Genomic DNA, 14744 nt, shown 5'->3' on the forward strand with positions numbered 1-14744 from the left:
CCCTATTTGTCCGCCCAATCGGGCAGGACGCTGCTGAAACGTCCCCAAAGACCGGTTGTTGCTCCGGCGAGATCCTGGACCTCACCGGCTTGTCCTGCAACTCTCCTGAGGCCATCCAGCCGAGCGGCTGCCATGACGCTTTGCTCAAGTATGTAGAGGGCCACGGCATCGCGTCCCCAACAGTGACGACCGCGAACCCGGGTCTCAATATCCGTCTCGCCGGATTTTGGATGGGTCACCGCACCAAACAGCAGATAGTTCTCCATCGGCCGTGGTGGATGATCGGTGACAAACGGATGCAGCGAAAACCGGTAGGGATCCTTGAAGACGGCACCATCCAGGTTGGCGGCTGCTACGAGTGCCGCAACCCACTCGCCCTTGCGGATTTTGACGCCCGGCTCCAGTTCCGTCGATTTGACGCAACGGCGCATCAGGATCTTGAAATTCGGACTCAGCCGCTCGGATTCGTAGATCAGCCTTGTCACCAGCGAAGGACCGTATTTGCCGCCGCCCCCGTATGGCTGAACTCCCAGCCGCGTAAACCGGTCAAACAGCATCGGCAGATCGATACGAAACCTGAAGAGCGAATCCATGATATTGCCGAATGTGGATGGGATCGCCGCCATGGCCGATGCGATCAGTTCGAAGAATATGGCACTGACATCCGCATGGTATTCTGCCCGGCTATATCTGTTGAACTGCTTCAGCATGTCCTCTTCGATATGAATGAAAGCATCAAGCAGGTTGGTTATTTCACTGGGCCGTTTTGTCCACGCATCTGAAATCAGCCGGTTAAGATGGTTGATCATCTCGGCGCCGGCCTGCTCGGACAAATTCATCAAGGGCTTGTATGAAATGATGTTGCCGAACACATCGCCGAGCGTCAGGATGGACCAGATTTGCATGGTCGCAAGCCCCGGATTAACGGGGGCTTTTCCCTTTAGCGCGGCAAGCCAGTCCGGGTGGAGATGGCCAACATGCTGCCGCGCAAACGGCAAGGAAATCCCCAGTTCTGTAATCCAGCCGGGACCGGGAGTTCCGAACAGGTCGGATATGACCGCATAGGAAGCGTCACTGGCAAAATCCCGAACAAGATCGACACGCTGACTGTCTCCCGTGCGCTCAATGGCTGCGTTGAGGCGTCCCGCAACAATGCTCTCAAGTCGCGTGCGGATATTTTCAGCAGGGTCCCGGTGTCTTAAGGCTTCATCCAGGGTAAGCCAGGCAGCATTCAAAAGCGTGAAGAGGCGAGCGCGCCGCTCTTCGGTATCGGATGATATTTCCGTACCGATCAGAATATCATCGCCGCGCGTCACCCGCCTGCCCGCCTGGCGATACTGGGTAACGGAAAAACGTCTTTTGCCGTTCTCGTCCAACAGCCTCAACACATCGGACACGTGGCCGTATTTGCCGACAAAACACATATTGTCGCCGAGACCTTCGGGCTCATGCAGGCTCGCCCCGTCATTGTAGGGCGATGTTTCGGGAATGCCCGGAATTTTGACCCGCACAAGCCGCGCGTCGTTTTTCCTCGGCAGGAACATCCTGACAATGTTTTTAACCCTGGTTTCGGTAAAAAGACCCGGCGTTTGAGGATCGCCCATGCTGTGACCTGCCGAAAGCAGATCGTCTTCATTCAACTCGAACCGGTCCTGTTCCGCCATTCCTTCGAGCGCGCCTTTGCCGGGCGCAAAGAAGTAGTCCCCTCCACGGGTTGTTACAAACCGCGGAATGCCGGTGACGGGCGCTGCCGCACCTGCTTCGTAAAACCGATCCTCCTGCCGTCCGGAGTTTGCGCCGGCGATTGGACAACGATCCAAACCCGCCTGGCCGAGAAACTCGCCGCCATTCATCCAATCAGCCTGGACCACCTCGAACTGAAGATCGATGCGCGCATTGGCGGCGATAAACAAAAGCCCCCTTTTGTTTCCGTCTCCAGGCGAGTTTTCTTCCAATAGCGGACCACCATAACCGATGGACCTGCGCAAAATACGGTGCCGGCGAGCGCTGTTTCGCCCTCCTATGTCCCTTGGATTGCTCCGGCGGACATGAGAGCTCAGGGGGCATTTGTCGCCATCGGGATCATCCCTGACATAAAGAAAGTCGTTGATGAGATGGTCTTTTTCCGACCCAAGCGCACCCGGGTTGTCAGGCGCCATGACCAAAGGCGTTCCGTCTTTCCAGCGGCCCATGAACTGGGCCGCCAGTTTTTGCTGCGCGTAGGCATCATCAGGACGTTGCTCGGCGAGGAATGTCCTGAATCTGGCGACGTCCTGTTCGAGTTTGCGAAACACCAGAAATGTGCCGCCATCGCGAAGGAGTTTGTTTGCAGGCTGGCTCGCCTGGTTTCCGTCTTCATCGGGAAACCCCAGATAAATCTCACCCGGCGCAACCGGCGCCCATGTTCCGTTGCGTCCGGGTGTCGCTCCTCCGCGCATCGGCTTGCCGAGCTTCATGTCGACAAATGGCTGGCTTATTCCGTCCCGAAACCCGAAATGTTCCTTTCGAAAACCAGACGTCACGGCCATTCCGTCCTCTATCGAATAGGGATCTTGCCCCAATTCGATGTGAACGATCTCCATGCCGATGAGTTTGAATAGCCCGCCCAAAAAGAGGCGCAGCATCTTTCCACGGCTTCCCTTGCGACCGTTGAAGTCATCAATATCACGGCGCAATCGCGCCCAGTGTTCCTCGGGGCCAAGGTTCCACTTGCCGTCATCGCAAAACCTGCCGACCTGGAAGCCGCCGGTAAAATATCCATGGACACTGCGAAGGCCGAGTTCACCATCCCAGTTTTCAGGAGCGCTCGGCCCGGTGTCACCAAGCCTTTTTGCACGGGCAGCCATGCCTTGCCTGAACACATCCGGAAACGAACGAAGCGTGCCACTGTCGATATTCAGCTTTTCAAGTCCGGGATAGGTAAAGGCAATGTTGATGGGCACAGTGTCATATCCGTTTGGACCTGCACCTTCATCGACAGCCGCCCCATCAGCCGCCCGGCCACCTTCGGCGCGCTCGGTTCGAACCGGTGCCACGTGCCCTGTGCCGCCGGCGCGATCGGCAGCACCGTCTCTTGCGAGTTTGAATTGCCGCAGCAGTTCGTAGGTGCAGACGGCGACGAGGCGGTGAGCAACGACCTTCTCCCCCGCTTCACCGGCTTCGCTGCCGAATGCGGTCAGGTCGAATATTCCCGCCACTGCTTTTTTGAGTTTGGGATCGGGATTTTTAAGGAGGTGGGCGACAGCCAAAATCAGCGACACCAAGCCGGTTTCATCATCAGGATTTCGGGCCAGGTTGCTCTGCACCAACTCAATTGCACCGAAAATGCCGTCCTTGCCGGCAAGGGCCGCACCAAGTGCCTTTGCGAGTTTTTTGACTGCAGGGCTCGTGGGTTGGCTCCCGCCCGCCCCGAAGAATTCCGTTATTTTGCCCGCAAGCTCGGAATAATCGCCCTTTGACAGCAATTTCAGCCAGGCCCTGAACTCTTCTGAGGCAAAATGGTCCCTTGTCGGGTCTGCGGGCGGCAGTTCCCTTAATGCATCCTGATGCGGCGCACCTCCGGTTTCCGAAGCCTCGTAGACGGATATTTGCGGTGAACACAAATCGGCGGCAAGATCGTCAGCTTCGCCCAGTTTCTTTTTCGTCTTGCCGGAGGAAACCGCCGCCGCAACGACCTTGGCGAACAATCTTCGTGAACTGTCGATCTCGGATTTGCTCAGGATTCGAAAGAACACAAAGAGCGACCAATTGCGTGTTTTGCCGTTTGCGAACTTGGACGGCTGCCCAAGGTGTGCCTGGATCTCAGCGGCTGTATCGGTGATTGAGCTGCGTTGCTTGGTTGTAACCTGGTCCTGCATCGTCACGATCCTTTGCCGGTCTTTGAGCGGTAGGTCCCACCCGGTGTCGGAAAATCCGAAGCATATTGCTTGGTGTGGCGAAGGAATTCGTCAAACAGCTCGTCCATGTTTTCCACCCTGCTGCCTGTGGGTGCGCGCACTTTGGAAACGAAGGCATCGAAACTGCGCTTGAAATCCTCAAGCTGCTTGATCCGGCCAACCGATAGATCAGGATAGGTGCACAAAAACAGGTCTACGGATATTTGGTATCGTCTGATCCACTGCCAGAATTTCCCAAAATCCCGCGTCGTTGGAAAGTCTACACAATTCACAAAGACGTCGTCGAAATCACGTGCCAGAAAATCCGCGATATCCCTGAAATAAACCTTGAGGTCGCCGTCAAACGACACAATCGTCAGCAGCCATGAATGAAAAGTGGCTGGGGGAGAAGCACCGTTAGTCTCATTGCAGGCAGGCGGGTCGTCGGGTGGACTGCCGTCACGGCCTCCAGACAAGACAACAGAAACATCGAATTCGTCCATTTGCCTGGGAATTCTGGGCTGATTGTCGGTATCGCCCCGTGCATGATCCTGAGCCGCATCAGTTGGGTGATAGTCAACTCCCGGAACATTCGAATTGGTCAGATATTGTTCCGGGCGGATAATAACCATCCTTCCGAAATGTATGCTGGGTATCGTTTGAAGCTGGTGGGGAATTCCCTGTTCAGCGCGGTCGGTGATTGTTGCGATCACCCGTCTGAGCTTTTCCTCATAGGTCAGCCGTTCGCCCGGCACCCGCCCATTGATGATGGGCGCCATCACCGCAATCTCGGTTACGCCACCCATGGTCGCTGACATTGACCAGTTCAACAGATCTCTTTGCAATATATTATCCCCCCGGGGTCAAATAGTTGACGAGCGCGGCCTCCAAACAGGAAATATATATATGCAGCCAAACACGGATCGGCCGTGTTGTCACTCACGCAAGCCTGCTTCGAAACTCAAGGTCAGGTCGCGCAGTGCCGGATCGCCTGAGGCCTCAACAGCCCTTCGCAACGACTCCGAAACCGCAAACCGCCGCCTGGCGCCGCTCATATACTGACCATTTCCCCGGGAGCGAATGTGAGCCAGTCGTAACGCAAGATTCGCTATCTCCGCCTCATAACGCATCCAGTCGAAATTTCTGCTCTCCGGCTTTTTGTGGGTTGCTTCAAATACAAGGCGCTGAACTTCCGACAGGCCCGAATTAGGGATTTGAGTAATTTCTGAAATAATCGGAATTTCGCTTGGACAAAGCCTCAGCAAAGCTTCTGCATCGATTATGCCGGCTCCCAAGCGGCTGCTGTTCCAACCAGCCGGGACCCGTGCCGTGCAACGTGCTGCTGCACGAAACAGTTCCTGAACTGTCGTTTGCCTCGAATGCGCCTCCGCAATGAGGTTGTCTCTGCCGTGGCGGCCGAGCCACAGTGCTGCAATTCCTGAAGTCAGAGCAGCGGAATAGGACGTGCCCTGCCCACCCGCTACAATTGGTTTCCCGCCAGTGGTCATGTCGTGCTTAGCACGCCACACCATCTCGGCAGGTGCAGAAAAATCCACAGCTCGGCCGACACAACTGCCCTGCCAACCCCGGTCATTGATATTGGTGCCGGCAACCGCGATGACATCGGGGTACCGGGCCGGATAGACCGTCAGGCCGATGCAGTTACCTGCAGCCGCCACGACGATGAGGTTGGCTTCCACGGCCCTATGAATGGCGTTTCGCAAAGCAGCGCTTCCCAGGCCGCCAAGGCTCATGGAAATGATATGGCAACCCGAAACTCTCGCATGATTGACCGCTCTGGCGACGGGTGCGGGGTTGACCACTTTGACGTCCGGAATGCAACGAATGGGAACCAATTGCGCGCCCGGAGCCGCTCCACTGATTTCTCCCGTGCTACGCCCAACAACGACACTGGCCGTGCCGCTGCCATGCCCGGGACTTGCGGTTTCCGGATCGAGTGGATCCGTTGGGTCATCGTCGCCAACGAGAATGTCGGTCGCCAGATCCAGCCGAAGGCTTTCGGATTCAATTTCGTGATGCTTGGCAACACCGGTGTCGGGCTGTGCGATGAGGATGCCCTTGCCAAGATCGGGTGAAAGGCGCCACGCGCCAACAACCCGCGTGTTGACAAGCGCCCAGCGTTTGTCGGCGGGCGCCGAGCAGTGCATTGCGTTGATACTGCTCCTCTCGGCAGTTGCCGTCCTGTCGTCTTGATGTGGCTCCGGGACAGTCATTATGTGCTCGCCGATGCAGGGCTCGCATGAAACCAGCTCAAGCTTCTCGGCAAGCTCATAAGCGATAGCAAAAAGCGCATCCGAAGCACGGCCCGTGTCGACACCCGGGAACCGCAGCACTACAAAGTGGGCGAGATCGTCGGCACTTCTGGGAAACAGCGGTTCAAGCACGAAATCGAGCGCGTCGAGAATACCAACCAGTTTCCGCCTTGCCGCGTCAAGATCGGGATTGTCGGGATATTCCAGGACAAAGGCCAACTCATCGGCAGGCAGCGCGCAGCGGCCACTCCCTTTGATTGCGCGAATACCGCTGGTTTCGGATCTACATATCAGGCGGGTTAGCGTTCTGATCGACGACATAATACGTATCCGGATGCCAATAATGGTTGTAATGCGGTCACAGCACGACCGTTATCAGGCACCTATGACACAGCCGGGCACGCCAAAATGTGAGATAACTCACAATGTCGGAAATCAGCCGATCGCCGCGCTATTTCATCTGCGATGCGACGACAACGGAATATTTTGCTGCACACCACACCCAATAACGCTACTCTAGGGCAAGAAAGTTGGCCCAAGGGTGGGGTTTATGAAATCTGGCGCCAAAAACCTGCTGTATCTTGTTAACTTGCTTGCCGAGCTCGATGTCGATCAACTCAACGCAATTGGCGAGGATTGCGAGTGGCTTCGCGTCTCCAAGGGGCAGGAAGTCATCAGTCAGAACCAAAAGACGACAGATGTATATTTCATAGTCGAGGGTGGTGTCGCAGCCAAGGGCTACTCGGTCGACGGCAAGGAAGTAACCTATGCGGAAATTTCGGCAGGCCAGGTGTTCGGTGAATTCTCGGCGATAGACCAACAGCCCCGTTCCGCAGCCATCGAGGCGCTCGAGGACAGCTATCTTGCGCGAATGGACTCAGATCAGTTCCGCAAACTCATCATTGACTACCCCCTGATTGGCCTCAAGCTGGCCGAACTTCTGGTGCGCAAAAACCGCAACCTGACGGATCGCATGTTCGAGTACAGCACGATGGCTGTTCATCAGCGGGTTTGCACGGAATTGCTCCGGATGGTCGAGGAAAATGACTCCGGCGAAACATCCCTCATTGAACCCGCGCCATCGCATTATCAGATCGCGACCAAACTGAGCACCCACAGGGAGGCTGTCAGCAAGGAACTTGCACGCCTGTCAAAACTTGGAGTCGTAAATTCCGGCAGAAGAAAAATCGAAGTGCTGGATCTCGAACGACTGCGACAACTGGCCCAGTCGGATTTCTACTAGCGGCGGTTGCATCAGCTTCGCATACACAGTCAAAGCTTGGAACTGATAGGGACTATGGTCCCGAAATATTTGAAAAAAATGATTTTCGTGATTGTGTGAGAATTCCCACATTTTTCGACGGCGTCATCCGTCAAATTCTAATAGCACCGTAAATGAGGACATTCATACGGTCGCAATGGGCATTTCTTTCGTGATCGGGGAACGTAAGGGGCACGGAAGGAGTCGGGAGCCGGACCGAAGGGCAAATACGCTTAATTCCGGCCACTCGCGCCTGACCGGATTTGGCGTGCGTGCCATTTGGAGATGACTCCCATGCGCCTCGCCATCCGCGCAATTCTCCAGTATTGCGCGGATGGTATCCGTCTGCCCATCCGTCGAACTTCACCCATATAGGACGTTGATCCAAAATCTGGTCTTCAGGTCATATTCCCGCATGATTGCGTTGGTTTTCCCCATAAATTCAGCAGCAATGACATTGCTCTGACGTTCGATTGACGCCCGTGCCGCTAGATTTCACGGCAACGCGAATTTGAAAGGGCGCCTTATGTGGCAGGACCACTCATGCACGGGCATGTGCAACGGGTTTATTCCCGGTGCAAATGAATATCAGAAAGCCATCCGCCATGTTGCACCCGTTACCGCAGCAACGAGTGCCGAGATTCCCTCACGCATAATTCGCAATACAACCCGTCAGCAAGACATTTATGCCGGCTCGCATGCCCCGCCTAAGGATAATCATCCAAGCCACAACAATACATAAAATCCGGATGTTGCATCCCATGTTTTACACTGCCGACACCATCAACGAACCCAGTGTTTATCCGTTGAAGAACTTTTCCAATGTGATAAAAATACAACCCGGGGTGGGGGTTGATACTGGCGTGGCAGATCAATACAGGATTAGACTGTTAGGTCTATTTTCATTTGTTGACAACGATGGAAAGGAGCTGGCGCCAAAGGGGCGTAAGGCGGTCGCGCTGCTCGCTCTCCTGTCAACGGCGCCGGACGGTCGCCGGGGCCGAAAATGGCTGCAGGACCGCCTATGGAGCGACCGCTCCGAAAGCCAGGGGTCAGCCAGTCTTCGGCAGACGCTTTATGAAATCCGGACGCGGCTTGGATCACACAAAGACATATTGCACGCCGACGCCAACATCATCTCTATCGATTTGTCGAGGGTCACCATCGACACACAAGAATTGTCCGACGTAGGGGAATTGCCCCTCTCCTATCGCGGAGAAATTCCACAATTCCTCGAAGGACTTGATGTCGCCGACGAGGAATTTGAAAGCTGGCTCCGTGAGCAGCGTAATTATTGGAACTCATTTTTTGAAAGTGCGCGGGTCTATTCGGGAAACAGCCAGGAGGCTGGCGAGCAGCCGGCTGCAATCCCACTCAAAAAAAACCATGAATTCTTCAAGTCACAGGATCTGATTTCCCCACTCCTGGAAGATCTCGCCCAGGAGTCCGGTGCCGGGGCGCATCGTCATCAGTTCCTCTTAAGCAACTCCACAGCAATCCTTCCGCTCATCAATAAGACGGGGCTTGATGAGTATGAATACATTTCAGACGGGATCAGCCAGGACCTGCTCGAAGGCCTTGCAAAACTCAGATGGTTGCCGGTGATTTCTTACAGCTCAACGTCCGTTTTCCGGGAGAGCAACCGAGACATCGTCGCCATCGCCGATCAATTGAGCGCGCGCTATGTGGTGGAGGGCGAATTGGGTGTTCAGGGATCAGGTATCAAGGTGAGAATAAGGCTCACAAATGCGGCTTCGGGCTTGTCTCTGTGGTCGAGGGAATTCGAAATCGAGCGGGCCGGTTTTCAATCAAGAATAAAGGAAATGCTGAGCGAAATTGTCGGGATAATCGACAACAAAATCGATATCGCCGAACAAAACCGGGTCATTTCAACCGATCAGTCTTTCGACGCGTTTCACGATCACATCTGGCGCGGGCGTTGGTTTCTGAGCAAGCTCACCATGCAGGACTCAGACAAGGCGAAGGAACATTTTGACGCCGCTTATGCCATCCGCCCGGAAGAGCCTGAAATATTGCTCCAACTGGCCTATTGGCATCTGTACAGATCCTGGGTTTTGCGGGCCTCGCCCGATGAAATCGACAAAGGTGCCACGCTCGCCCGCCAGGCAATGGCATTGGACCCGTCGGATTCCAGAAGCTATTTTCTGATCGGCATGTCAGAAGCCTGGCGCTCCAACCACGGCCATGCTGAAGAACTGCTGAGGAAATCGATCGAGCTGAACCCAAGCCTCTCAATGGCCCACCTCCAACTTGGATCGACCCTTTATCTGTCTGGTGAACCGCTCGCGGCGATAAGTCCCATCGAAACTGCAATCCGTCTAAGTCCGAACGATCGTCTGATATTCGATTTTTTCGGAGAGCTCGCAATGGCACATCTGATGGCTGGAAATCATCACGTCGCCATCAGGCACGCCACCCACGCAATATGGCTCAAGCCGCGATATTGGTATGGGCACGTCATCAGAATCTGCGCGCAAAACAAACTGGGGGACCGTGAGAGCGTGGAAAACGCCGCCAGAGGATTGGCGTCGACCGGGCGCGCACTGTCCTGGGAACACTTCCAGTGGCTTCCGTTTAAAGACCGCTCCTGGGTCAAAGAACTTTACGAAACGACACAATCCGCACTGTCAGCGATCAGGTAGACAGAAGCTGCCTGAATTCGGGGGGATTCAATGGCACTCAAAAGCAAATACTATGCAGCATTAGACGAAGAAATATTAGCAGCCGCACTCAACGAACCAGCGGAATTCGCCATAAACCAGATGCGGGCGGGATTTTTCGACCGAATGAAATCCGCCGGCATACGATGGGCGATGCCGAAGCTGTTCAGGCTGGCTCGTAAATCTCCATTCAGTGTCTTTTCGCTGTTCGGTTTGAAATATGTGACCCGCGCGGTCGATGTGAAGGCCATTCTTGAAAATCACAAGGATTTCTGCGTCCCTTTCGGACCCGAGATGAAGGCTTTGACCGGTGGCGTCACTTTCGCCCTCGGTAGCGATGACGAAGAACATGCCCGGCAGCGTGAGATCATGGAAATGATCTACGAACGGGAGGATCTGGCCGTGGTGGCCGAGATAGTGGATGTTGCTGCCAGGGGACTTCTGGAGGATTCGTGCGGGTGCATCGACGTTCTGGAAGACTATATGCTGCCAGTCCTTACAGAGGCCTGCCTGGGCCTGTTTGGCATTTACGCCGATGATCCAAAATCATTTGCGCACTGGAACCTGGCCGTCAGCAATCTGATTTTTGCCGACCCCTATGGCAATGAAGAGACGAGGAAAACGGCCTTCGCAGCCGCTCGAAACCTGAATGCCGTCATCGATAAGTCCATTGAAAAATGGGAAAGGCTGGTCTCCAAGGGAGCCACATACAACAGAACTCTTCTTGAGCGGCTTGTTGTATTGAGCCAATCGGAAATTGAACTGAACGACGGAACAAAATGCAAAGATTTCCTGACCAGGGATAGAATCCGGGCCATGATGGTTGGAATGATCAGCGGCAATATTCCCACTGTCCTGATTTCCGCCGGCAATCTGCTCGAGGTGTTGATTAAAAAGCGCTCGAAATGGCTGAAGCCTTTGACGGCAGCTGCACTCAAGGACGAAGAAGGCAAGACAAAGGTCAGCGAAATCATCATGGAAGCAGCCCGCTTCCAACCCGGCGTATTTCCCGGTCAGGCGCGATATGTGAACCGGGATGTGGTTCTCGGTGAACCCGGCACTTCAAAACACAGGTTCAAAAAGGGCGACGTTCTCTTTGTAGCGACCACATCCGCAGTTGTTGACGCCAAAGCGCGCGCAAATCCTTATGCGTTCAAACCCGGTCACCCGGCCAAACCGGATTACATGTTCGGGTATGGCATTCACGATTGCATCGGCAAGTGGCTGGCCATTGAAATCATGACCGTCGCCTTCCAGGCGCTCTTCCGCTTGGACGAACTAAAGCCGCGTTCCCGCTTTTCCGGCATCAAACGCCTCGGGCCGTTCCCGTACAATTTTGTCATGACATTCAAGCCGGAGAATTGTTCGCAGGGTCAAACCATGCTGACAATATCAATTCCGCTGGCGGACAAGGCGGTCGCTGAAAATGTCCGGCATATGCTGGAGGAGCGGTACCAGAACCCTGCAGCACCTCAAGTCGCCAAGGCATTCGAAGCGACGGGGCTGGTTCACAGCGCCAGCATGCTTGTTGCCGACCTCACGGAAAAGGAGCAGCTTCGCCACAAGCTGATCCTCGAGATCAATGGTGACGGAACCCAGCAGGAAATCCTAAATGCCGTTGGCCAGCATGTTTCGGAAGTGCTGGAGCCGCTTCTCGAACGCTGCGGCAAGCCGACACCACAATCGACAAAGGATTTCCTGGGTAAGCATGTCGCCAAAATGCGCATCAGACCGTGGGGAGGAATGGCGCTTTTATTCAACGGGATAGGCGAGTTTTCCGTCAAACAAATCCAGCAGGAAAAGGAATTCTATGAGTTTGCACGGGATATTTCCGACCCCTTTGTAGGTGGCCACGGACAACACGGCAATTTTGCAAAAATCATCGTCCGCGAAATTCGAATGTATCTGCGCGATGATCCGGAAATCCACTGGCGTATCGAGCACAACCGAAAAAATGGCAATGAAGAGGAGGCCAAGCGGTTCGAAGACCAGCTTCGGCGAGCAAAGAAATTCAGACATTTGCTGTACCGGCCGAGCGCAAAGAAACTTCAATTCGCAGCGCGTCCTCAGGTGTCTTTTTCGCAGGCGATCATTCGCTACCTTCGGTCGCCGAAGGCGCTTATGATTTACGGAGTGTTGGCGATCATTCTTGTTTCGTTTGCGGCAAGGCGCACATACCAGGTCGCAACAATCGTCGACAATGACGCCTGGCTTACCGGCCTGGCAACGTTCCTGTCGTCCTTCATATCATTGCTGTTCGGAATTCTCGGTGTGGCCATCGCCGTTTTTGCAATAGGCCTGTTTCTGTTCCGGCGAGCGGAAAAGAAGGACCATGTTGACAATAGATATCCCTCGGCAGATCACATCGCCGAAATCGAAGCGCAAGAGGATCGGCCGGGTTTTGAGCAAAATCAAATCACCGCAGTCAACACGCTGAAACCTGGTTTTTTACGCAAGGTAGCGCTGGCTGCGGCATTCCATTCCATCAAGGCAGAGGTGCTCTACTGGTTCAGACCGGGCTTTGTCGTGGATATCGGAACGATCCGGCACGCAAAATGGTTTCGTCTTCCCGGTAGCGATCAGATGATCTTCCAGGCAAACTACGACGGCAGTTGGGAATCATATCTGGAGGATTTTTCCAACAAGGCATATCAGGGTCAGAACGCAGCGTGGAGCAATTGCGAAGGCTTCCCGAAAACGAACTACCTTATGTTCGATGGCGCGAAGGACGGAGACCGCTTCAAACGCTGGGTCAGGCGCAGACAGGTTCTCACTGGCTTCTGGTACTCGCGCTTTCCGAAAATGACCAACACGCAGATCCGCATCAACGCGCTTATTCGGGACGGCGTGGCCCGTCTGAAAACCGATAGCGAGGCGCGCGCCTGGCTGAGTTACTTCGGTTCACGGCCACGGCCAAGTGAAAGCATCGAGACCGAGGAAGTGCAAAGCCTGGTTTTTCATGGAATGAAAAACCTGGGACACTCTGCGTGCATTGCTATCGGCTTCAAGGATGCCGGAGACAATGTTGAGGAACGGCGGGAGTTTCTCCGCGATTACAAGGGAAAGGTCGGGTATGGCGACAAAATTCACCCGGGACCCGTTTTCTTTTTGGGGCTGTCATCGTCAGGGCTTGTCAAGCTGGGCCTGCCGGATGATTCAGATATAGACGGGTTGAGCAGTTTCCCGCCGGCATTCGTTCAGGGCATGAGGCGCCGTTCCGCAATTTTAGGTGACGTTGAAAGAAATGATCCTGAAAATTGGGATTGGTCGGACACCGCGGACAAAAAAAGGCAACGCGCCGGCGTCGACATGGTCATCATTGTCATGGCCCCCGGCAAGACAATATTGGAGGAACAACTAAAGAAGGTCCGCTCGGACTTCGCGAATGTCGCCAATGAACTCCAGTGCATCGAATGCGGGTTCCTGCCAAAGGAAATTGAAGCTCAGGCCTCCGGCAGCGAAACCGGCGATCATTCTGTTGAAAAGGCCGGCGGTAATCCAGCTCCGACAAAGGACCCCGGATTGGAACCATTCGGGTTTCAAGACGCAATCTCCCAGCCGATCATGAAGGGCACACACCGCTACGCGCAAGGGGCCGAGTTGCATGACACCGTGGAGCCGGGAGAATTTATCCTCGGCTATCCCGACAATAAGCAGGTCTTTCCGCCCTCCCCGTCGGTGCATCGCAGACATGATCCCAAGAACGAATTGCCCGATCCGCCAGACGCCCTGACAGAACTCTTTGCGGATTTCAGCGCAAGCCGTACACCGTTGGGTGATTTTGGCCGCAACGGTACGTTCATCGTTATTCGCCAGCTCGAGCAGAATGTTGAAGGTTTCTGGAAACAGGCGAAGAACAAAGCGATTGAACTGAACAACAACGCCGCAACACCGGAACCGGTGGACGGAGAATGGATTGCCGCCCGCATGATCGGCCGCTGGAAAAGCGGACATCCGCTGGTGCGCTACCCGAGCAGGCCGGCACCGGAGAAAGGCAACTCGACGGAGAATGATTTTCTGTTCGGCAGGGACGACGCGCCGGGCTTCCGCTGTCCGCACGGTGCCCATATCCGCCGCGCAAACCCGCGGGAGTCCTTTGCGCCAAATCAGCCGGAACAAATCGAAATCTCGAACCGCCATCGGATTATCCGCCGCGGACGGCCATACACCGAGACCCTGACCGACGGTAAAGCCGGTCGTTCCGGGCGCGGGCTTTTGTTCATCTGCTTCAACTCAAATATTGAACGCCAGTTCGAGTTCATTCAGCAGACCTGGAGCAATGCAAAAAGCTTCCACGGGCTCAGGCTTGAAGCTGACCCGCTGCTCAATCCAACGAAGAAAACCCAATTTACGGTTCCAACACCCAATGGCCCGATTAATATCGACGGGATTGAATCCTACGTCACTATGAAAGGCGGCGGATATTTCTTCATGCCCAGCCGGTCTGCCCTGGACTTCATCGCCCCGGGCGTGCCGGGACCTGCGGGCAGTATTCACGGAGGATGACCGGCGGATCATCAGCACCACCAGGCTTTCCGATCAGTCCGTAATCATGAGCAAGAGCCGGATGCGTCCATCCGGCCCTTGTTTTTTCCTGCCAGTCAGTGGCATTGCCCGTATGCGACTGCGCTAGGGCATCGCTTTGCCATAAATA

Annotated in this window: 6 protein-coding genes; 3 read left to right on the forward strand and 3 right to left on the reverse strand. The window is 54.9% G+C overall.

Features of this window, described 5'->3' with window-relative positions:
* Positions 1-2: 2 nt before the first annotated feature.
* The 3 genes from ABVT35_RS14135 to ABVT35_RS14145 form a co-directional block, all read right to left on the reverse strand.
* Complete coding sequence (locus ABVT35_RS14135; RefSeq protein ID WP_368467230.1) at positions 3-3857, reverse strand: hypothetical protein; 3855 nt, start codon at positions 3855-3857, stop codon at positions 3-5.
* Between the two features lie 2 nt (positions 3858-3859).
* Positions 3860-4720, reverse strand: a complete 861-nt coding sequence (locus tag ABVT35_RS14140) for a hypothetical protein (protein WP_368467231.1) — start codon at positions 4718-4720, stop codon at positions 3860-3862.
* 90 nt (positions 4721-4810) lie between these two features.
* Positions 4811-6469 carry a S8 family serine peptidase gene (locus ABVT35_RS14145; protein WP_368467232.1) on the reverse strand — a complete coding sequence of 553 codons (1659 nt, stop codon included), beginning with the start codon at positions 6467-6469 and terminating at the stop codon, positions 4811-4813.
* A 229-nt stretch (positions 6470-6698) separates the two neighbouring features.
* On the opposite strand from ABVT35_RS14145, the gene ABVT35_RS14150 reads away from it, so the two are divergent.
* The 3 genes from ABVT35_RS14150 (at position 6699) to ABVT35_RS14160 (ending at position 14596) form a co-directional block, all read left to right on the forward strand.
* The gene (locus ABVT35_RS14150; protein WP_368467233.1) at positions 6699-7391 is read left to right on the forward strand and encodes a Crp/Fnr family transcriptional regulator; all 693 of its coding nucleotides are present in this window, start codon (positions 6699-6701) and stop codon (positions 7389-7391) included.
* Between the two features lie 704 nt (positions 7392-8095).
* The gene (locus ABVT35_RS14155; protein ID WP_368467234.1) at positions 8096-10072 is read left to right on the forward strand and encodes a hypothetical protein; all 1977 of its coding nucleotides are present in this window, start codon (positions 8096-8098) and stop codon (positions 10070-10072) included.
* A gap of 30 nt (positions 10073-10102) precedes the next feature.
* Positions 10103-14596, forward strand: coding sequence for a cytochrome P450 (locus ABVT35_RS14160; protein ID WP_368467235.1), 4494 nt, complete (start codon positions 10103-10105; stop codon positions 14594-14596).
* Positions 14597-14744 lie beyond the last annotated feature (148 nt).

Origin of the sequence: Hoeflea sp. TYP-13, assembly GCF_040932035.1 — a bacterium.
Classification (GTDB): Bacteria; Pseudomonadota; Alphaproteobacteria; order Rhizobiales; family Rhizobiaceae; genus Hoeflea_A.

Coding starts and splice junctions, on each gene's coding strand:
- ABVT35_RS14135 (WP_368467230.1), bottom strand. CDS start 3,857: ATGCAGGACCAGGTTACAACCAAGCAACGCAGCTCAATCACCGATACA.
- ABVT35_RS14145 (WP_368467232.1), bottom strand. CDS start 6,469: ATGTCGTCGATCAGAACGCTAACCCGCCTGATATGTAGATCCGAAACC.
- ABVT35_RS14150 (WP_368467233.1), top strand. CDS start 6,699: ATGAAATCTGGCGCCAAAAACCTGCTGTATCTTGTTAACTTGCTTGCC.
- ABVT35_RS14155 (WP_368467234.1), top strand. CDS start 8,096: ATGCCGGCTCGCATGCCCCGCCTAAGGATAATCATCCAAGCCACAACA.
- ABVT35_RS14160 (WP_368467235.1), top strand. CDS start 10,103: ATGGCACTCAAAAGCAAATACTATGCAGCATTAGACGAAGAAATATTA.